15 protein-coding genes are annotated in these 21,655 nt (G+C 43.0%); 5 read left to right on the plus strand and 10 right to left on the minus strand.

Annotated features, from left to right (window positions below; translation table 11 throughout):
• Positions 1–77 precede the first annotated feature (77 nt).
• The 3 genes from BM130_RS04345 to BM130_RS04355 all read left to right on the plus strand — a co-directional run bounded on the left by BM130_RS04345 (position 78) and on the right by BM130_RS04355 (position 5,306).
• Entirely contained in the window at positions 78–530 is a 453-nt protein-coding gene (locus BM130_RS04345) for an RrF2 family transcriptional regulator (RefSeq protein WP_010526656.1), read from the plus strand.
• A gap of 186 nt (positions 531–716) precedes the next feature.
• A complete protein-coding gene (locus BM130_RS04350) occupies positions 717–2,288 on the plus strand; it encodes a PepSY-associated TM helix domain-containing protein (RefSeq protein WP_010526655.1) in 1,572 nt (523 codons plus the stop codon).
• Between the two features lie 774 nt (positions 2,289–3,062).
• Positions 3,063–5,306 carry a nitric-oxide reductase large subunit gene (locus tag BM130_RS04355; protein ID WP_010526654.1) on the plus strand — a complete coding sequence of 748 codons (2,244 nt, stop codon included), beginning with the start codon at positions 3,063–3,065 and terminating at the stop codon, positions 5,304–5,306.
• A gap of 442 nt (positions 5,307–5,748) precedes the next feature.
• Here BM130_RS04355 and BM130_RS04360 read toward each other — a convergent pair whose 3' ends face one another.
• Positions 5,749–6,306, minus strand: a complete 558-nt coding sequence (locus tag BM130_RS04360; protein WP_138956840.1) for a DUF1858 domain-containing protein — start codon at positions 6,304–6,306, stop codon at positions 5,749–5,751.
• 148 nt (positions 6,307–6,454) lie between these two features.
• Positions 6,455–7,690, minus strand: a complete 1,236-nt coding sequence (locus BM130_RS04365) for a DUF438 domain-containing protein (RefSeq protein WP_010526652.1) — start codon at positions 7,688–7,690, stop codon at positions 6,455–6,457.
• 347 nt (positions 7,691–8,037) lie between these two features.
• Here BM130_RS04365 and BM130_RS04370 point away from each other — a divergent pair, with 347 nt between their 5' ends.
• Together BM130_RS04370 and BM130_RS04375 are read left to right on the plus strand one after the other, a co-directional pair.
• Positions 8,038–8,691 (plus strand): HD domain-containing protein, encoded by a 654-nt coding sequence (locus BM130_RS04370; RefSeq protein WP_010526651.1) that lies wholly within the window; start codon positions 8,038–8,040, stop codon positions 8,689–8,691.
• Positions 8,692–8,945: 254 nt separating this feature from the next.
• Positions 8,946–11,045: a glycoside hydrolase family 97 protein gene (locus BM130_RS04375; protein WP_010526650.1), complete on the plus strand. Its 2,100-nt coding sequence runs from the start codon at positions 8,946–8,948 to the stop codon at positions 11,043–11,045.
• Between the two features lie 170 nt (positions 11,046–11,215).
• Here the strand turns inward: BM130_RS04375 and BM130_RS04380 are convergent, their stop codons facing one another.
• The 8 genes from BM130_RS04380 to BM130_RS04420 form a co-directional block, all read right to left on the minus strand.
• Positions 11,216–12,112 carry a polysaccharide deacetylase family protein gene (locus tag BM130_RS04380; protein WP_010526649.1) on the minus strand — a complete coding sequence of 299 codons (897 nt, stop codon included), beginning with the start codon at positions 12,110–12,112 and terminating at the stop codon, positions 11,216–11,218.
• Positions 12,113–12,569: 457 nt separating this feature from the next.
• A complete protein-coding gene (locus BM130_RS04390; RefSeq protein ID WP_010526647.1) occupies positions 12,570–14,117 on the minus strand; it encodes an alpha-L-fucosidase in 1,548 nt (515 codons plus the stop codon).
• Between the two features lie 355 nt (positions 14,118–14,472).
• The gene (locus BM130_RS04395; RefSeq protein WP_010526646.1) at positions 14,473–15,489 is read right to left on the minus strand and encodes an aldo/keto reductase; all 1,017 of its coding nucleotides are present in this window, start codon (positions 15,487–15,489) and stop codon (positions 14,473–14,475) included.
• Positions 15,490–15,501: 12 nt separating this feature from the next.
• Positions 15,502–16,635: a DUF6786 family protein gene (locus BM130_RS04400; protein ID WP_010526645.1), complete on the minus strand. Its 1,134-nt coding sequence runs from the start codon at positions 16,633–16,635 to the stop codon at positions 15,502–15,504.
• Positions 16,636–16,645: 10 nt separating this feature from the next.
• Positions 16,646–17,716, minus strand: coding sequence for a zinc-dependent alcohol dehydrogenase family protein (locus BM130_RS04405; RefSeq protein ID WP_010526644.1), 1,071 nt, complete (start codon positions 17,714–17,716; stop codon positions 16,646–16,648).
• Between the two features lie 122 nt (positions 17,717–17,838).
• Positions 17,839–19,185 (minus strand): L-fucose:H+ symporter permease, encoded by a 1,347-nt coding sequence (gene fucP, locus BM130_RS04410; protein WP_010526643.1) that lies wholly within the window; start codon positions 19,183–19,185, stop codon positions 17,839–17,841.
• 10 nt (positions 19,186–19,195) lie between these two features.
• Complete coding sequence (gene fucU / locus BM130_RS04415; protein ID WP_010526642.1) at positions 19,196–19,633, minus strand: L-fucose mutarotase; 438 nt, start codon at positions 19,631–19,633, stop codon at positions 19,196–19,198.
• A gap of 46 nt (positions 19,634–19,679) precedes the next feature.
• Complete coding sequence (locus BM130_RS04420; RefSeq protein ID WP_010526641.1) at positions 19,680–20,894, minus strand: ROK family transcriptional regulator; 1,215 nt, start codon at positions 20,892–20,894, stop codon at positions 19,680–19,682.
• Positions 20,895–21,655: the final 761 nt, after the last annotated feature.

Raw genomic sequence — 21,655 nt, forward strand, 5'->3', positions numbered from 1 at the left:
TGTTCTGTGGTCGGGCCCTCTGCTCTTTGCCAAAAAGTAGTACTTTTGTACCACTTCAAAACCAAAGCATTAGTCAGATGTTGTCAAAGAGTTCGGAATATGCCATAAGGGCCATGGTATCGGTACAATTGCAAAACTGGGAAGACAAGCGTCCGGGGGTGGCCGATGTGGCCCATCACATCGAGGCACCGGTTGCTTTCACCGCCAAAATATTGCAGACCCTCACCCGAAGCCGTCTGTTGCATTCGGCCAAAGGTCGGGGAGGTGGCTTCTTCTTTTCCGATGGTGATGACGATGTTACTCTTTTACAGATTATTAAAGTGATTGAAGGAGAAGGAATATTCCACCGATGTGGCTTTGGTTTGAAGAATTGCAGCGACGATAACCCGTGTCCTTTGCACCATCAATATAAAGAAGTGCGCGATGGCTTCGAGAAGATTGTAAAGAATGCCACCGTTCGTTCTCTGGCCGCCAAGATACGTGATGGAAAAGCGGTGCTGAATAGCCTGGAGCAGGACGATTGGGCATAAGGTATGGCGCTGAATCGGGTGGTAAGAATCTCAGGCAACGCGTTATAGTCATATTTTTTCCCCCGGCGGGGTGGTTCAAAAGGGTAACGTATGGCATGACCTGGCATCGCAAGGTCTTGTCTGCTGTGCACTTCTAACTTATTTCCTTACACAAAATCCATTGATAACGAAAAAATCACTTGTTGAATGCCGCAAGGAAAACTATTCAAAAAATTACATCGCTGGCCGGGACTCATATTGTCATTTATCTTGCTGTATTACGGAGTAACCGGTATATTCCTGAATCACCGTGAATGGATGGCTTCTCTGGATGTTCCCCGAACGGCCCTTCCTGACGTGTATAGCTATCAACACTGGGGCAACAGTGCCCTGAAGGGCAATGTGAACATTGGGCCCGACAGCATCCTGATTTATGGAGACATCGGTATCTGGGTGACCGACTCAACCTTTTCGCATTACCGACCATTGCATGCCGGCATCCCCCAGGGGGCCGACAACCGCAAAGTCTTTGACCTGCATCGCGACAGTGCCGGTAATCTTTATGCCGCCACTCAGTTTGGACTGTTTGGGTACGATAATGCTACCTGTCAGTGGACGAAGTTTCCTCTCAATGTCGACCTTAAGCGGTTTGTGGCCATCGAAACCGTTGGCGATTCCATCTATGTGCTCAATCGTTCCTATCTGTTTAAAGGCGTTGCCAACGGCGTGAATACCACCTTCAAAAAGGTGGAGTTGAAGGCGCCCGAACACTTCAAAAAAGAGGTGACCTTGCTGGAAACCATCTGGCAGATGCACTCGGGCGAGATTCTGGGATTACCCGGACAGTTGTTCGTTGACCTGTTGGGTATTATAACCATTTTTCTATCCGTAACGGGTATTATCTATTTCTTTTTCCCCGACCGGATAAAACGACGAAAACGTAGGATGAAACCATACGAACGCCTGGTGCGCATAAATCGATGGTCGCTCAAATGGCACAACAAGGCCGGAGCCTGGTTCTGGATTTTTCTGATTTTTCTTTACTTCACAGGCATCTTTTTGCGTCCCCCTTTTCTGATTTTAATAGGTTATTCCAAAGTAGCACCCATAAAATATTCGCATCTTGACCAGCCCAATCCGTGGTACGATAAGTTGCGTGATTTACGGTATGACCCCGGGAGCGGGTGTTTTTTCCTTTCCACTTCTGACGGTATGTTTACCCTTTCGCCGGACAACTGGAAGCCGCAACCCTGCAGGGTTCAACCGCCGGTGAGTGTGATGGGCATCACCGTTTTTGAGCCTTATCGTCCGGGTGCCTGGCTGGTGGGGTCGTTTAGCGGACTCTTTCTCTGGCATCCTGACAATCCGCGTATTATGGATTTTGTTAAGGGAGAACTATACCGTGGGGCACCCTCCGGTCGTCCCGTTGGAGTGAATAAGGTGACCGGGTTAATCCATACAGCCGATGGGAAACGATATATGGTCGATTACGACCGGGGTGTTGTTCCCCTCTATCACCGGACGACCTTCCCCGATGCCCCTGAATCGTTGGTGCAACAAACACGGATGTCTCTCTGGAATCTGGCATTGGAAATTCATACCGGGCGTTTCTTCCAGTTCATGCTGGGCAGTTTCTATATCCTCATTGTCCCGCTGGTCGGACTTGCCGGAGTAATGGTGGTCATCAGCGGATATTTGATTTGGCGAAAACGGTTTAAACGACGGAAACGAAGAGGACAGAAGATTAGGCTGTTAGACCTTGATGTAGTGGTTGAATGAAACGAGCATGACCAACAAGATTGGTCACAACAAGAACATGTATAAACGACAAAGGCAGAAGTGCACAGGCAGAAGGCAGAAGAAGTGATTAGTCATTAGTTAACAAGTGGTTAGTATAAAATAACTAATGACTAACGACTAACCACTAACGACTACTTATAAGAAGCAATGTATCAACGAAGTAAGTAAAATTTATACGAATGAAACGAGCATGGCGGCTGTTGCTACAAAAGAACATGTATAAAAGACAAAGGCAGAAGTGCACAGGCAGAAGGCAGAAGAAGTCAATAGTCATTAGTGATTAGTCAATAGTCAACAGTCATTAGTGACTAGTGTTGATTAACTAATGACTAAGGACTAACCACTAATCACTACTTTTAAGAAGCAATATATCAATGAAGTAAGTAAAATTTATACTGATGAAACCAGCATGGCGGCTTTTTGCCACAAAAGAACATGTATAAATTTTATTAAGCCATGCGAGTTCCATTCGGCCAATGAGTTAAATAAATTATATACGAATGAAAAAGTAAATTATCCCACAAAAAGAGATAAATAAATCCTTTTAAATAAAAATAAAAATAAAATAACAATAAAGCTGTTTAAAGCCCGACCGGCAGGTTCAGAATAAAGATAGTGGAACAGAAAATCCGAAGATGTGGGGGCTATAGGGTGTGCTTCCCTTTGCCGGACTGTTTGTAGAATAATAATAAATGCGAAAGAGTTAAGGTTTCGCCCCGGAGTATCATTAATTAACTTTAAACATTAATTACTATGACAACACGAAAGCTATGGATTGGATTTATCCTGGTAATGGTCATCTCATTTGGCATATTGGGCTATTACGGTATAGAGATTTACCGGGAAGCTCCCCCAATTCCGGAAAAGGTGGTTACTACCGACGGGCAGGTGCTGATGACCGGTCAGGATATTAAAGATGGACAAAATGTATGGCAGTCAATTGGAGGACAGGAAGTAGGAACCATATGGGGCCACGGCGCCTACCAAGCACCCGACTGGAATGCCGACTGGTTGCATCGGGAGGCCGTTTTTATCCTCAATCAATGGGCCGAGGCCGATTTTGGGACGGCCTTCGACCGGTTAAACGACGAACAGCAAGCCATGCTGAAGACCCGATTACAAAAAGAATTGAGAACCAATACCTACGATGCGTCAACGGGGGTGCTCACCATTTCGCCCGTGCGGGCACGTGCCTATGCCGAATTAAGTCGTTACTACAGCGGACTCTTCATGGACGACCCCTCGATGGACGGATTGCGCGATGCCTACAGTATCCCCGCCAATAGTATTAAAAGCGAGGACCGTATGGTTAGGATGAATGCCTTCTTTTTCTGGTCTACCTGGGCAACCATTACTCATCGTCCCAACTCGGAGGTGACCTACACGAACAACTGGCCACCCGACGAGCTGGTCGGTAATAAGCCGGGAAGTTCATTAATTTTGTGGACCGGCTTTAGTGTTATCATTCTCTTGGCCGGTATTGGCCTGATGATATGGTATTATGCTTCCGGAAGAGAAGAGGAAAACGATGACATTCCCGACCACAATCCGTTGAGGCAGGTGCCTCAAACCCCATCCATGAAAGCCACACTGAAATATTTCTGGATTGTTACGGCACTCATCCTGGTACAGATTTCTATGGGTGTCATAACGGCCCATTATGGGGTGGAAGGTCAAGGCTTTTACGGTATTCCGCTATCACAGATTCTTCCTTATTCCATTACCCGTACCTGGCATATCCAACTGGCCATATTCTGGATTGCCACCTCATGGTTGGCAACAGGTCTTTACCTGGCACCCGCCATTTCGGGTAAAGAACCAAAATTTCAAAAGTTGGGGGTTAACCTTCTTTTCGGGGCTTTGCTGGTCATCGTGGTGGGTTCCTTGCTGGGCCAGTGGATGGGCGTCATGCAAAAACTGAATCTGGTGGATAACTTCTGGTTTGGACACCAGGGATATGAATATGTAGACCTGGGTCGTTTCTGGCAACTGTTTTTGTTTGCAGGTCTTTTCATCTGGCTGTTCCTGATGGGAAGGGCCTTAGTCCCTGCACTAAAAAGTCAAAAAGAAAACCGACATCTGCTGATTATGTTTCTGATAGCCTCCGTGGCCATCGCCTCATTTTACGGCGCCGGATTGATGTGGGGCCGTCAGACTCACCTGGCACTTGCCGAATACTGGCGCTGGTGGGTGGTGCACCTGTGGGTTGAAGGCTTTTTTGAAGTGTTTGCCACTGTGGCTATTGCCTTCTTGTTTGTCCGCATGAAACTTATCAAGGCATCTCTGGCAACCACCACGGTATTGTTCTCAACCATCATATTTTTAACAGGGGGTATCCTCGGAACGTTCCACCATTTGTATTTTACCGGGACTCCGGTGGCGGTGATGGCCCTCGGTGCCAGTTTCAGTGCTTTGGAGGTGGTGCCCCTGGTGCTTATGGGTTACGAGGCCTATCATAATCTGGGTATTGCCCGGGCGCGTGAATGGGTTAAAACTTATCGATGGCCCATCTACTTCTTTGTGGCTGTGGCTTTCTGGAATTTTCTGGGGGCCGGCATCTTCGGATTTCTCATTAATCCCCCCATTGCCCTCTATTATATGCAGGGGCTTAATACCACACCGGTACATGGACATACGGCCCTGTTCGGCGTTTACGGTATGTTGGGAATGGGACTTATGTTATTTGTTCTTCGTGAGATGAATCTGAACGTTACCTGGAAGGAAAAGCCTATCAAGATAGCTTTCTGGTCTATCAACATCGGGCTTTTGCTGATGGTGTTGATAAGTGTATTACCCATTGGATTGGCACAAACCTGGGTGAGTGTAAAACACGGCTTGTGGTATGCCCGTTCGGCAGAATTTCTGCAAACACCCGTCATGGAAACGCTGCGATGGCTGCGTGCCATAGGTGATACCATCTTTGCTGTGGGGGTTGTATTCTTGGCCTGGTTCGTGTTTGGACTCAAAGGAGGATGGTCTGTTGAAAAGAAGGATTGATGTTGCCTGAACCAAATAGCTGAATTACCATAGGAAAAGAGAGGCTGCCCGACAAGAGGTAGCCTCTTTTTCCTTTTATGACCATTCCCAAAGCCTGAAACAGAACATTTGAAAGCCTTTTGCGCAATCCTTGGTAGCCCTAATCGAGAACCTTGAGAGCCGCTTCCGGAAACTATGAGAGCCGCTTCCAGGTACCTTGAGAGCTGCTTCCGGGAACTCTGAAAGCGGCTCTCGAAAACCTTGAAAGCCGCTTTCGAAAAGTTTGAAAGGCGCTAACCAATATCCCAAAACCTTAAATGAAAATCCTTTTAAGACTGAAGAGTACCGGGATGGCCGGTTACTTTATTGATGGTGGTCGGGCAAACCATAAAATGTATGGTGGCGCCCCGGAAAGCGGCAGCCATTCACCGCCTGCTTTTGACCACCACCCTGATGTTTCGGGTTATTTTTTTATGAACCGTATCAGAAACAAATCTTCATTCTTTTGTTCCACCCAGTGGTCCAAACCTAGCCCCGAAGCTTTTTCAATTAAAGGGACTGTCAGTAATGGGGAGGTGATTTCATATATTTCATCTGCAGGAAGCGCCTTAAGGTCGGCCATAACCTGATGAATAGGCATTTCTGCATCCTCGAGCATGGCACGAATGTCGAATCGTCGGGTTATTTTTGACGGGTCGAACCATTCGGGACAATCGTAATGAATATTCACCTCACCGGCTTCATTTTCAGAAATGGTATCCTGTCCCACCTCATGCCGCAAGCGGTTTACCAGGTCCTGAACCTTCACATTGCCTATGGCGGCCGCCTGCTGAAGGGTGGTGACCTTGGCTATGGTTTTGCGCAACAAGGGGTTTTTCAGCCTCTTAAAGGCCGGTGTTACACCTATTAAAATCTCTTCCAGCTCAGGATAAGTCTCTATCAACTGGAGTATCTTTGTTTTTGGCGTAATGATTAGTTTATGTTCCATAATATTATTCCCTGTAAAATTTATCTTCGTCATTGCCGGGATGGATTCTGCAATGAGGTTTTAGTTTATATTTTTTAATTTCCGGTTCCTCTCAGCCTAATCACCTATTGGCCTAATGACCTATTAGCCTAACAGCCTGTTGCCTAATGACCTAATGGGCCAACCTCCTGCCATCTGAAGGCTATGACTGGTAATTAAGGATTCTCTGTTCACCTTTCAGTTTTCGTAATTCGGTGAGGTCTTGCGATACTTCCAGGGTTCCCAGGTAATTGCCGTCCTGGTCGCGCAGCGCAAAGTATTGGATATAAATAAATCGTCCCCGCATCTGAATCCAGAAGGGAGCATGATTCTGACGGCCACTACGGAAATCATCAAGGATTTTGTCCACAATATGAACGCTTGCCGGTGGATGACAATAGCGCACATCACGGTTGATGATGGCTCTGCTTCTGGTGAATATGCGGTGCGGACTTTGGGAGAAATATTTTACTTTATCATCCTTGTCCACAAAGGTGATATCTACCGGCAGTGTGTTGAAAATCTGAATTAATTCCTGTAGCGATAAACTGCCGGAGGGCATCTGTATTCGCCCATCAATACTGGTGATGGCATCCTCTTCGGGGGTGTCATTCGATGTGTCCGGTTTCCATTCGGTTTGAGGGTCAATAAGGCAATAGCCTATTTCGAGGGTCTGTTTGTAAACCTGCCACCATTCGGCATCGGTGAGCTGGTCCAGCGCCATGGGGAAGAGTATTTCTTCTTCTTTGGTGACCATATCGGTGACATTGGATAGTGCCGCAGAAATGAGCATGTCGTACGAGGTCAGCAGGTCTTCCGGCGTCAAATCCCGGGTGTTCAGAATTTCAATAGAGCCTTTCAGTTGCTCACGCACCTCGTCATGTTTACCCCACATCACTTTGGGCGGGCCGGTGATGCCTTTCTTTTCCAGAAAGGGAAAGATGAGGTACTCTTTGCGTTGGTAATGTTTGTCCACATCCATGAGGTTATTGAAGATTTGTTTCAGCCCGAGCAGATTTTTTTGAAAGTTGGATTCGCCTTCTTCCCGAATTCGGTCGAAGATTGCTCTTGCCTGATTACAGGTATTGGCCAGTTCCCGGTTTTCTTTAATAAAAGTATCCACGGGATGACCGGTCGGAATTTCTTTTGCAGCTGACAGGTCTACATTACCTTCCAGTACTTCGGAATGGACGTCACAGAGTCGTAATACTTCTTCCACAGGTAATCCCTCTTCAATGAGTTCCTGTTCCACTTCTACCACTTCGCCGTAAGGAATGCTTTTTAACGTTTGGGTTAACTCATTGCGCACCTGAATCGGGTCATTGCCCTGGTGCAGTTTCAGTATCAATTCCTTAAGTTTGGTTTTTCGAAAAAATGAGTTGTTCAGTAGTTCGCTCATGATTGATGTTTTTGTTGTTAATTAATTGAACTTTAGTTTTTCCCAATTTGCATCGAATAATTTGCTTTTATTTCATGTTTTTGTTTGCTCTTCTTTGATTTTCTTCTGAGAAGAACTGAAGCAACTGATTTGACTGAGGTTTCGTTCCTGATATCCAGTTGAAATATCAAACAAAGGATAAATAGCTCTTTTTTTACAAATATAGATTTTTTTGGTTTCAGTAGCAGTCACCGGAAGAATAAAAAGGTAGAAGCCTAAAAAAATGGTAGTTTTGAAGGAGTCATCATCTGTGACTATGGATGATGATTTTAAGAAAATTAGTGTGAACAAAGTAAAATTCTTAATTGATGGATAGCCGTGATGTTGTTGCCCAAACTGCTGAATATGTGAAAACCACCTTGCAGGGTGCTGAAGGTGGCCACGACTGGTGGCATACCCTTCGTGTATGGAAGATGGCGTGCCGGATAGCAAAGGAGGAATCGGCCGACGTACCGGTGGTGGAATTGGCTGCCTTGCTGCACGACATCGCCGATTCCAAGTTTTATGACGGCGATGAGGAAGTGGGGCCTCGCAAAGCGGTCGCTTTTCTTCGTCAATTGAAAGTTTCTGAGGATACTGTGAAGCATGTGGAGATGATAATCCGGAACGTATCTTTCAAAGGAGGCAACGAAGCGTCCTCTTTTCATTCAAAGGAGCTGGATATTGTCCGGGATGCCGACCGTCTCGATGCCATGGGCGCTATCGGCATTGCCCGAACCTTTAACTACGGCGGATACAGAAACAGGGAGTTGTATAATCCCGGCGTTAAACCCAACCTGAATATGACCAGGGAAGAGTATAAAAAGAGTACTGCGCCCACCATCAACCACTTTTATGAAAAACTTCTGCGATTAAAAGAGCGGATGCAGACCAATACCGGCAGAGCCTTGGCCGAACACCGGCACCGTTTCATGGAGCAGTTTCTCGATGAGTTTTTCAAAGAATGGGACGGGAAACTGTAACTCTTTTTGAGTTTTTGGGTGAGATGCTTTCCGAAAACCTTTGCAGAAACTTAAGGTTACTTTTTTTAACAGTTTTTGGGGTGGGGGATAAGTTTTGTAATCATGGTAAATTATTGATTATTAGACGTGTATGGTTTTGATTAAAATCCGATTATTGGGAGTTTTATTTTGACATCCCGCTCATACTGTCTTTTTCGGTATCTTTGACTATTACTCTTTAATGGTTTTATGAATAATCCTAAAATATTGTTATTATGAAAAAATGGACAGTTACACTGGTCATGATGCTCTGGTCGGTGTGGATGTATTCGGCTGAATTGCAATCCCCTGACGGGCGTTTTCTTCTTCAGTTCAATTTGGAGGATGGAATTCCTGTTTACCAACTCTCACTTGAAGGTCAAAAGGTCATAGATAAAAGTCGACTTGGTTTGGAAATTAAAGATATGAAGCCTCTGACCGGCGATTTTAAACTCGTCAGGGTTGATGAGAGTTCTTTCGATGAGACCTGGGAACCGGTATGGGGCGAGTTCAAAGAAATCCGCAATCATTACAATGAGATGGCGGTAACTTTGAAGCAGGACGAAACTGAACGCATAATGGTTGTTCGTTTTCGTCTTTTTAACGACGGTCTGGGTTTTCGTTACGAATTTCCGCAACAGGACAGTCTTACCTATTTTGTGGTGACCGATGAGAAGACCCAGTTTGCCATGACGGGAGACCATACAGCCTGGTGGATACCGGGAGATTATGATACCCAGGAATATGACTATACCACTTCGCGCCTTTCTGAAATAAGGTACCTGATGAAAGATGCTATTTCGCCCAATGCATCACAAACACCCTTTTCGGATACCGGGGTTCAAACCGCGTTGATGATGAAGACCGATGACGAACTTTACATCAATCTGCATGAAGCGGCGCTGATTAACTATTCCTGCATGCACCTGGAGCTGGACGATAAAAACATGATTTTTGAAGCACATCTGACGCCCGATGCCATTGGCAATATGGCCTATATGCAAACGCCTACGCATACCCCGTGGCGCACCGTCATTGCGAGCAAGAATGCAGGTGACATTTTGCTTTCCAATATTACTTTGAATTTAAATGAACCCTGTGCTTATGACGATGTATCCTGGATTAAACCAATTAAATATGTTGGAGTATGGTGGGAGATGATTACCGGAAAAAGTACCTGGTCGTATTGCGACCTGCCTTCGGTAAAGCTTGGCGAGACCGACTATTCCAAGGTTACCCCCAACGGACGGCATGCTGCCAATACTGCCAATGTGAAAAAATATATCGACTTTGCTGCCCAACACGGTTTTGACCAGGTGTTGGTTGAAGGATGGAACATTGGCTGGGAAGACTGGTTCGGAAAATCGAAAGAATATGTGTTTGATTTTCTTACCCCTTATCCCGATTTTCATCTGGAAGAATTGCGTGACTACGCCAAAAGCAAAGGGGTGCGACTAATGATGCATCACGAAACATCAAGTTCTGTTCGCAATTACGAACGACACATGGATAAAGCCTACCAGTTTATGGTGGATAATAACTACAATGCCGTAAAGAGCGGGTATGTGGGTGACATTATTCCTCGCGGTGAACACCACTACGGCCAGTGGATGGTCGACCACTATTTGTATGCTGTAAAAAAAGCTGCCCAATATAAAATCATGGTTAATGCCCATGAAGCGGTTCGGCCCACCGGGTTGTGTCGTACCTATCCCAATCTGATTGGGAATGAGTCGGCCCGCGGAACCGAGTTTGAAGCCTTTGGAGGCAATAAACCCGACCATACCACTATTTTGCCGTTTACACGACTCATTGGCGGACCGATGGATTATACGCCCGGCATCTTCGAACAGGATATCAGCAAAATCAATCCCGATAATGATTCGCATGCCAATACCACCCTTGCCCGTCAGCTGGCACTGTATGTCACCATGTACAGTCCGCTGCAGATGGCTGCCGACCTGCCCGAAAATTATAACCGCTTTATGGATGCCTTCCGGTTTATCAAAGATGTACCGGTGGAGTGGGATGACACCAAAGTGCTGGAGGCAGAACCCGGTGACTACATTACCTATGCCCGCAAAGAAAAAGGTACCGGTAACTGGTTTGTGGGCCGTACCAACGACGAAGTGGCTCGTGTCTCTAAAATAAGGTTGGATTTTCTGGAACCCGGCAAAAAATATGAGGCCACCATCTACTCCGACGCCAAAGATGCCCACTATAAAACCAACCCTCAAGCTTATGAAATCAAACAACGGGTGGTGACCAGTAAAACCAAATTAACAATAAAATGTGCACCCGGTGGAGGATATGCCATCTCTATTATTGAGAAATAAACTTCAGGAAATTAGTCTATGAGACAAACAGGCTATTAGGCCTTAGAAAAACCGAAAGTGGGGTACACAGCAATGCTGATACCCCACTTTTTTTAATTCTTAACTCTTCTGCATATATCCTAAATCTACAAATCTTAAATCTATAGATCTAACATTTAAAAATTTAACCACTATAGTCCACTGTGTCTTCGTGACCGTTTTTGTTTGCGCAATAATACTTTAAAGAAGGCCCAGAACCCGGAGGCTTTGACCAGCAGTTCCGAAATGGAGGCTTCATCCGGTACTGAGATGCGTTTTAAACGGAAGGGGTCGTCGTTTCTGCTGTTGTAGCCCACATCGAGGGTCACAGCGGCTTCGTAACCGGCTTTCTTACACAGGCGGATGTCGCGTTCGCAGTAATCGCCGTTGGGGAAGGAGAAGAAGCGACAAGGCTTACCGGTGAGTTCTTCTGTTTTCTTTTTCGAAAGTTGGATCTCTTCCAGGGCGGTGTTGTCATTACAGTGCGGTAATATGGGATGGAAGAGGGTGTGAGAGCCAAATTCCACCAATCCGGATGCCTGCATGTGGTGAATCTCTTCTCTGGAAAGAACAACTCGGTCATCAAATTCTTTTGTCTCGGTAAATCCCATTCGTTTCAGTGTGCTCACCCTGGTGGTGTTGGAAACCCTTTTCAATTCCTGTTTTTTCTGTTGGTTGGTAACTTCCGAAAACCAGGGATGCCGATGAGTATCTGCCATTCCTGCCATCAAAAAGATGGTGACAGGCACCTGATGTTTTTCGAGAACGGGCAGCAAAGCATAGTTTGAGGCCCATCCGTCGTCCAGTGTTATTATAAGCGGATAGGAGGGTAATGACCGTTCATCGGCCGGAATCGTATCCATGAACCGGGATAGTGAAATGATATTGTATCGTTTTTTTAATGCTGTGATGGCTTTGTCAAAATATTCCGGAGATGGATGATGAAACATCAGGATGGTGACCTTTTTTTTCTGAAAAAAATGGCGAAACAACCATGGAAGTCCCGAAAGATAAAGGTTCAGAGCATTGAGTTTACTCAGAAATGACATAATAGGAAATTGTTTTTATACACTGCAAAGATAGGAGGGTTTTTCCGAAATGTTTGAAAAAAACTATTCCATTATATTTAAACGCAATAAATAGCCACAGTGCTTATTTCGAATAAAGTTTACTTAAGTAATAGACCGTAAGGAACTCGAATATCTCACATTGTCATGTTCGCTTCATATTCATTTTGTTTCTTGGTCTGATGGAACTTGGATGAAGCAGAATTTTTAGTGACCCGTCCTAATTTTTAGTTTCTACCCATTTACTACAAGCCTAATGGCTTTCTGCATTGTTTACTGCACACATATTCATATTGTGATAAAATTAGGGTTGTCCAATGATGTTTTATTGGATTCATTACTTAAAACATTGTCTTGAATTTGTTCGATAAAAGAAAAGAGGCTGCTTTCTATGGCAGCCTCAAAACTATCTAACATTAAGTTAAAGGGGTAAATGGCATTATTTAAGTTGAATTTTGAAAGCGATGGCCATTTCATCAACGGGTTTTTCCGGCAGATTCAAAAGCAGTCCCTGATCGGTTAGTTGATAGTCAATTTTTCCGTCGTAGCCCAAAAGAGTTACATTTTCTATTTCTCCGGCATTTTTCCACTGGTCTTTTGCAAATGCTTCAAGCATTACTTGCGCATTGTTACCAGGCCATCCTAATGCCATGGCATATATTACATTGCTTTTAGTGGTATATCTGATGTCTTTGGCAGAATACTTGATTTTCAGGAATTTTTGGTGATTGCTAAAATGACCCTCCGGTTCTTTTGTCGGACCTTCCCCGTAGGTGTACCAAGGGCGGGTTTCGTATATGGCTTCACCATAATTGTTTAGCCATTGGCCAATGGACAGAAGAACGTCACGTTGATCTTGAGGAATGGTGCCGTCTGCTTTAGGTGAAATATTGAGGAGTAATACCCCATTCTTGCTTACAATATCAATCAGAACGTGAAGGACATCGGCGGCAGGTTTGATTTTGAGGTTTTTGGTATAACACCAGCTTCCGGTGCTTAATGTTTCATCCGTCATCCATGACTTATCTTCCAACCTGTTTTTTCTTGATTTTTCCAAGTCGTCCACACTGACATTGAGAGGCAAGTCGTTTTGTTTGCGGACGATTACCACTTCTTTATTTTCTTTTGCAGCGTGGTTAAGATAATATGCGCAAAATTTGATTCTGTATTCCTCGGGAATCTGATCGAGCCATGAATCAAACCAAATGATGTCGGGATCATATTTGTCGATTACTTCCTTTAATTTTCCAAACCAAACTTCTTCCACCCATTTGTCTTCCGGAATATTACCATACAGATAATTCAGCTCGGGGTCATCTTTTGCAGGAGGAAGCCCTTTAAACAGAGGGTAATGGCTGTCCCAGAAAGCACTACCAAGGTTGTCTTTGTGTTTTGCAATTTCCTGTTCTTCTTTTCCCTTATAACGTTGAAGATTTCTGGCATGATGAAAGGTGGTGATAAACTTCATTCCCCGCTCTTTAATTGCTTTTCCCAGTTCACCGGTAATGTCTCGGTGTGGTCCTTTATCCATAGCATTCCAGGGGGTGATGTCACTGTCCCACATAGAGAAACCGTCGTGGTGTTCGGCTACCGGGCCGGCAAAGCGGGCTCCTGCTTTTTGGAACAGATCTGCCCAATCATCGGGGTCAAAATGTTCTGCTCTAAACATCGGCACAAATTTGCTGTAATCAAATTCTGCCGGGTCACCATAGGTTTCAAGATGATGCTGATACTCTTTGGTCCCTTTAAAAAACATCCAGCGAGGGTACCATTCATTTCCGAATGCTGGGACCGAATATACTCCCCAGTGAAAATAAATTCCAAATTTGGCATCCTGGAACCAATCTGGTTGTTCGTTGTATTTGGCCAATGATTCCCATGATTCTTCATACCTGGGAGCCGTTTCCTGTTGTACTTTTTTCGGAGCTGTTCCGCAACTGCTTGCCACAAGCAATGCCAGGACAGAGCTGAAAATTAGTTTTTTCATAGTACTCAAATTATTATTTCAGATTTTAAAAGATTATCGATTATTATTCTGATTTTATTTTAGGTGAATTGATGCATTTATGGCATACTGTTAAATAGGTTATTTCATCTGGATTAACCGGTTTTCCATCTCTTAGGATACCTTGTTGCGGGGTTTTATTCCTCAGATTGCCCCAGTAACTAAATCCGCCACCATAGAATCCGAACCAATCATCAAACCCTCTTAGGTTTGGCCAAAACTTTGGATGATCACCGGGGTGCCATTTCCCAATGGCACAAGTATGGCACCCGTTTTGCTTTAAAAAAATCTGATATTAGCAACTGATCCAATGGAAGTCCGGCTTTAATCCCTATTACTATTGGGCTATCTTGCCATCCAAATCCCATAGATCTTCCCAACCTCTAGCTCCTTCCCATAAAAAGACCTGACCTTTTATTAAACGGGAGTTACAATCTACTTTTTTCATTTCCTCCATCTCTTCCTCAGTCAATGGGTCTTTAATAGCATTGGCAAGGTTGCTGTAATATTTGGATCTGTGTACCGAGAAGGGAATCGGAATTTGTCCTCTTTGAATAGCCCATTTAATACAAACGATGGCAGGATGTACGCTAAGTCTTTCAGCAATTTTTACAACAATTGGGTGTTCAATATCCACAGCATCCTGGTCAGTACGGTCTCTTTCCGGTCGTTTGGGCGATCCTATAGGAGAATAGCCAATAGGTTGCATTCCTTTCTCTACAACATAATTAAATAGTTCCGGTTGCTGAAAACATGGATGAAGTTCCATTTCATTTGCAGCAGGCAAAATACGCATATGAGGAAGAGTGGCTTCAAATTTGGCAATTGTCATATTCGAAGTTCCGATGTTTTTTGTCAACCCTTTTTCCACCAGAGCTTCCATCTGTTTCCATGTATCCATGAATTCGTCCACGCTAAAGGGTTTCGAATCTGGATTTCGGGCATCGGGAGGTGCACCGGGAGCATGGTGGTTGGGGAAAGGCCAATGAACCAAATAAAGGTCAAAATAGCCAATACCCAGATCTTCAAGAGATTTCCGGCAAGCCTTTTCAACTTCTCTATGATGGTTGTTCCATACTTTTCCGGTAATCCACAAATCTTCCCTTTTAACAGTTCCCTCCTTTATCACCTCTGCAATTGCTTGCCCTATTTCCTTTTCATTCATGTATACTTCCGCACAGTCAATATGACGGTAGCCGAGTCGAATTGCATCCTTTACAGCTTCCGCAATTTCTTCTTTGGAATAAAAATCGGAACCAAAAGTACCCAATCCTATTGCAGGAATTTCATCTCCCGAACGAAGCTTTTTTTTGGGTACCAATTCAGGATTTATAGGTTCAAAATTTTCTGACATATCTAAAACAATTTAAAATAAAAAAAATTCTGCAGGATCAACACCAAATATTTTTCGAGCTAAATCTTCCAAAACATTCAATTCTCCTTTAAAATGACAGGTAGCATGTTCATGTATCTTGGTTTGACCGGGCTTTAAATTGGCAGCAGCCGATGACGTTTCCAATTCATAAAATGGTCCCATAATTGTTCCGTCAGGCAAGGGCCCGTCGTTGTAAGAATTAACTACATCTCCATAAAACGGATCATCCTGAAATTCCCACATGGAATTAATATAATCTGTTAACCCGGGTTCAAAAGTATACTTCACTACCGTAAGAGTGCTATTTACAGGGTCAAAACTACCCAAAACAGGTACTGCCCTTTTAGGGCCAATACCAATCTTGCCTCTTTTTTTACCGTCACCTTTAAACAATACGGCATGCGGTAAAACTTTTATCCTGTCATCATCTATTTTCCCGAAATAACGATCATTTACCACAGGCCCTTCGCCCTCCGGGTTAACAGGAATGATTACAGTATTTCTGTCCGACGGAAACAGTTGTCCCAAAATCCAAATCGATGGCATCCCGGTTTCTTTGTTCCACTCGAAATCTCCTTTGTTAGTCAGTTTATTTTCCGACTTAAAGCAAACGGATTTTACACCATCAGGCAGGTCAACACCTAAATCGTCAGTTATCCTATTCGAGTCTAAAAGACGAACCACCCTTTCTGCATACATTTTGAACACATGTCCGGCATAATTTGGCATTTCAATTTCCTTATCTAACACCACGCTGGTATCTGAGGCTTCCACCAAATTCCAACTTTCGGTATCAATACATGGCGGAGTTTGCCAATTATCCAAGTTAAATTCACTGCCTTTTTTAAAGAAAAAAGAAAACTGTCCGCCTTCCGGACCTATCCAGAACCGATCTTCTCCCCCAAAATTATTGCAGTGAGGCAAAAACTTTCCCGATTGTATCAAATCATAATTAACCCAACCAAAGCTGTATCCGGCAGGACCTTCAGCAGAACTGGTAACCACCCTTCCCTGAAGGGAAGGGCTTATAACCAGTTTTGAATCGTCTTTTTTCAATTCAATGATTTGAACGTGATTTCTCAGGAAATCAACATCATAACCATAAGTTCCTTTAGGATATGACATAATCAATTATTTATTTTATCTCTTCATCAAAAACCACGGCAACTTTTCCGCATTTTCCACTAGCCATCAATTCATAAGCTTTATCTGCCTGATCAAGAGTAAACCTATGAGTTACGAGATCTTCTGGATGAATACCCCAACGGACCAGGCGTTCAACCAGCTCCTCCATTCTCCAGGTAGATGTCACCCAACTACCGTAAATGGTAACCTGATCATGAATCATATCGGGTGAGGGATTCAACTCCATTGTGCCGCCTTCACCCACTAAGGCAACTTTACCCCATTTCCGGGCAGCTCTCACACATAACTGCCGGGCATGAGTATTTCCGGAACAGTCGATAGCTTTTTCATATCCAAAACCATTAGAAGCTGCCATTGCTTTTTCCAAAGCATCGGGCCCTGAAACAAAAACTTCATCAACAAGGCCTTTCTCTTTGGCTATTTTGCAACGCTCCTCACTGACATCTGTACCGACAACACGACTTGCTCCTAATGCTTTTGAAAGCATACAGGCGGCCAGTCCCACAGGCCCCAGCCCGGTAACCAACACTTGATCATTCCCTGAAATCCCTATTTTCTCAAGGCCTTCGTATACGGTACCGAAGCCACAAGCTACCTGGGCCCCGTCGGTATAGGTCAGTTGGTCCGGCAGATATATCAAATCCTTTTCGTCGGCCAACAGGTATTCACACATACCACCATCTCTTTGCCATCCATAAGCAGCCCGATGTTCGCTGGTACAAGAAATCATATATCCGCGACGACAATCATTGCATACCCCACATCCCGATATATGATAAACTATAACTCTATCACCTTCTTTAAAACGTTTCATCCCAGGGCCGCACTCGACAATTTGTCCGCATGGCTCATGCCCAGCCACAACATTTTGATAAGCTTCGGCACCTTTACCCAGATGTTCATGATAAATAGCACGAATATCCGAACCACAAATGGTAGATGATTTGACCTTAATAATTACCTGGCCGTGTCCCGGTGCAGGAATTTCAACATCTCTAAGTTCTACGGTGCTGTTGCCCGGCAAGAAAGCACCTTTTGTTTTTCGACTTTGTCCAGCCATCTTTTTAACTTATTGAAATTAAGTAATTGATTTTATATATCGAATTGTTTTTCCAATTCATAAAACAACAATTAAACCCGAAAGTCTCCTTCCTAAAAACTGAAAATAGTTTTTAAAGTGAATTAACTTTTTGACATTAAATAATCATCTTTTAAATAGTATTTGTGAGAATAATAACTGTAAACAGCCACGACAATAAAGGAAACCATAGGTAAAACAAATGAGAAATTAACTTCAGGAATATAACCGAACAAAAGGACGTCAGAAAACCCTTCTCCACCCAAATCGAGAATTAATCCTTGAAGGGGTGGCAATAAAGCACCTCCCACAATTGCCATTACCAAACCTGCGGATCCAAGTTTGGCCTCTTCCCCCATATCTTTTAAGGCAATCCCATAAATAGTTGGGAACATTAATGACATCATAACAGAAATGCCTACCAAACAGTATAATCCTCCCATATCAATAATAAATATGGTCCCAAGAGTCAAACCTATTGCGCCTAAAGCAAAATACATCATCAGTTTTCCCGGGCCTATATATTTAAGCAGGTAGGTACTTAATGCTCTTCCTGTCAAAAATGCTACCATGGCTGCCATATTATACCAGGTTGCTGTAAGTTGTGCATCGGCTGGTCGCGAAGCATTTAAATTATCTACATACTGAAAAATGAAAGTCCAACACATTATTTGAGCTCCCACATAAAAGGCCTGAGCAATTACACCGAAATAATACCTTTTATTTTTCATCAATACTCTGAAAGACTGACCTACGGGCAAATGTGCCTCTTCTTTCAACTTTGGCATTTTAGCTACAGCAATCAGGATGAACATAACCAACACCAGGCAACCCAGTCCGATATATGGCCAGCTAATTACACTAAGGTCATTACTTCTAATTGCTGCTTGTTCAGAAGCAGAAAGAGCATTATATTGGGCGGGCGTATAATCGTCCGACTGAAGTAAGTTGATAACAAACAGTTGTGCCAATAACATTCCCAGCAATGATCCGGGAGGATTAAAGGTTTGAGAGAGATTCAAACGACGCGTAGCCGTTTCCTTGGCACCCATTGATAGGATAAAGGGATTAGATACGGTTTCCAGGAAGGCAAGGCCAAAAGTTAATACATACAGTGATGCCAGAAAAAATCCAAACTTCTCATAAGCTGCTGCGGGATAAAACAACAAAGCACCAGTTGCATACAATAACAACCCAAGCAAAATTCCTTTTTTGTAAGAATATTTTCTAACAAATAGGGCTGCGGGGATAGCCATGGTAGCATAACCACCATAAAAAGCGAGCTGAACCAACGCTGCCTCAAAATTGGAAAGCTCAGGCATGACTTTCTTAAAGGCAGAAACCATAGGATTGGTTAAGTCATTGGCAATGCCCCACAAAAAAAAGAGACTGGTAATTAAAATAAAGGAAACAAGATGTTGTTTTTCAACTACTTTACTTTTAGTTTCCATAAAACTTTTTTTATTGGTTCACAGGAGTCAATCCTTTTTTCAAGATGATATTCCCGTATTTTGCTGTTTCACCAGTAACAACTACCGCATAGGCAGATTTGGTACGATTATAAAATTCGAATCGTTCAATTCGTCCAACTTCTTTTATCTGAGGATTAGTTTTATGAATACTTTCCATATATTTCCTTTCTACTTCAGGATCAAGGGTGTCACCCTCAACCGCTTCCATCATTATTAACGGATGAGGAACATAAGTATCCAGTTCAAACAATGGCAAAATACCTTCGAGCAGTGCCGGGATAGAAACTCCGTCAGCTCTTAATACTCGTGCATTTAAACTTTCGGCCGGAAAATGCGCATCGGAAAGTACTATTTCATCCCCATGCCCCATAGCAGACAGTACTTTAAGCAAGTCCGGACTGATCACCGGTGAAATTCCTTTCAGCATGATTTTACTTTTTAAAGTTACAAAACTAAGTTTAAATTATTTTATACTAAACATTTAACTCCAAAACCTCTCTTAAAATAAGAGAAACAGCCCCTTTTACAGCAGCTTCGTCCCCAAGGCGACTCTGAATTACTTTAATTTTGCGACTGGGTTGCTGTATAATCTCACGTTGAAATACTCTATTAATTCTTTCTATAAAGAAATTTCCTGCCTTTATCACTTTGCCGCCAAGCACAATAGCCTGAGGATTAAAAACATTCGCCATTGAAGCAATAGATATCCCCAACAAGTCTGCTGCCTGGTTAAAAAGCTGTAATGCCAGCTCATCCCCCCTCCTGGCATATTCGGCTATCACCTCCGTGGTTATTTCAGACACCCTTCCGAGTGCCGAATCTTTATAATATTTTATCTTTTCTCTGGCCAATTCAGCAATTCCGCGTCCGGAAGAATAACACTCAAGACAATCCATCTTTCCACAAGCACATCTTAATCCCCCTGCTGCAGGAGAAACAATTCGGTTATGTCCTATTTCACCAGCCATACCGTCATACCCGGTAAAGGACTTTCCTTCAACAATGATTCCTGCACCTATCCCATACCCAACATTAATGAAAATAAAATCTTTACAATGATCCCCAATGCCATATAATAATTCGCCATGGGCCATTACACGAGAAACATTATCTACAATCACAGGCACTCTAAAACGCTCGGCAAGAGGCTTCCTGATATCAACATTTTTCCATTTAAAATTAGGTGAATATTCAATTATGTCTGATTTTTTATTTATAAAACCCGCTGCAGCAACCCCTATTCCATGTAATTTCCTGGTATCTATTCCGGAGCCTTTTATTAGCTTTTCGATTAATCTAATGGCACTCTGCAGGTCCTCATCAAAATTGTCATTGCTTTCGGTTTGTACATCCAATTCCTCCAGGACATCACCATTCAAATTGGACAGAATCCCAAAAATATGAGTCCGCCCCCAATCAACACCTACCACATAACTATCTTCCCCATTAAAACGCACGATCATAGGCGGCCGTCCACCACTGGAAATTCCAACACCAACCTGCTCAACCAGTTTTTCAGCATTAATCAGATTGTCCACTATTCTAGTAACAGTTGGGGCACTCAACCCGGTTTTCTTCACAATTTCAGCTCTCGAAATCTCACCAGACTCCCGAATTAAGTTTAAAACCTGAATCTTATTCAAACGATTGATGTATTCTGCACTCCCTTTTGGTTGATCTTCTGGCATATAACAACTTTTTAATGCTGCAAAAATAAGTTTTTCACAAAAAAAATATTTTTTTTAAACAAAACAAAAATTTAGTAGAATCTTCTGTCTCATATCAGAAAAAAGTTGATAAAAAATAGTGACCCATGGAATCCATTTGGAACACCAAATATCAAACAAGCTGGAGTTTCCTCAAAAATTAATCAGGGAATAAAGTTAACTGGAATTGTTTGTGATGAGGACCAATTCGATTTTTAAAATCAGCAATACCTTTCCTGCTATGTTTAAGAAGCTCATAAATACCATCGATCATAGCATAGTTAAAGAAAGTTGTAACACCAAAGAACCTTTTTGAGAGGATAAATATTTATTGTACCATAATTTTTAATTTCAATGATATTCCGATATAAATACTTGTAAAATAGGCAATACAATGGACAAGGACTGTAATATTCCGTATGGAATTGTAGCTTAATATCCTAATATCTTCCAGATTGTATGATTGTTTAATGTAACGGTAACATTCATTACATTTCCATCTTGTAAGATAAATTTCGACTATTTGCCATAACTGTTTATTGTTTTGAAGATTCACCTCTTTATTTGTAAGCAACAGCAGCGGATGCTTTCCAAAACCTTTAACAATAACAAGAATATATTAGATATCAGGTTATTCAGGCAATGTAACTTTTACAACACCATATAGATAAATGTATAAATTTTTCCTTCCAATCTTTGGTTATAAAAAAATGGGTTTTGTATGGCGTAGCTACATGATGTTG

This window comes from Thermophagus xiamenensis, from assembly GCF_900112795.1.
Lineage (GTDB): Bacteria > Bacteroidota > Bacteroidia > Bacteroidales > Marinilabiliaceae > Thermophagus > Thermophagus xiamenensis.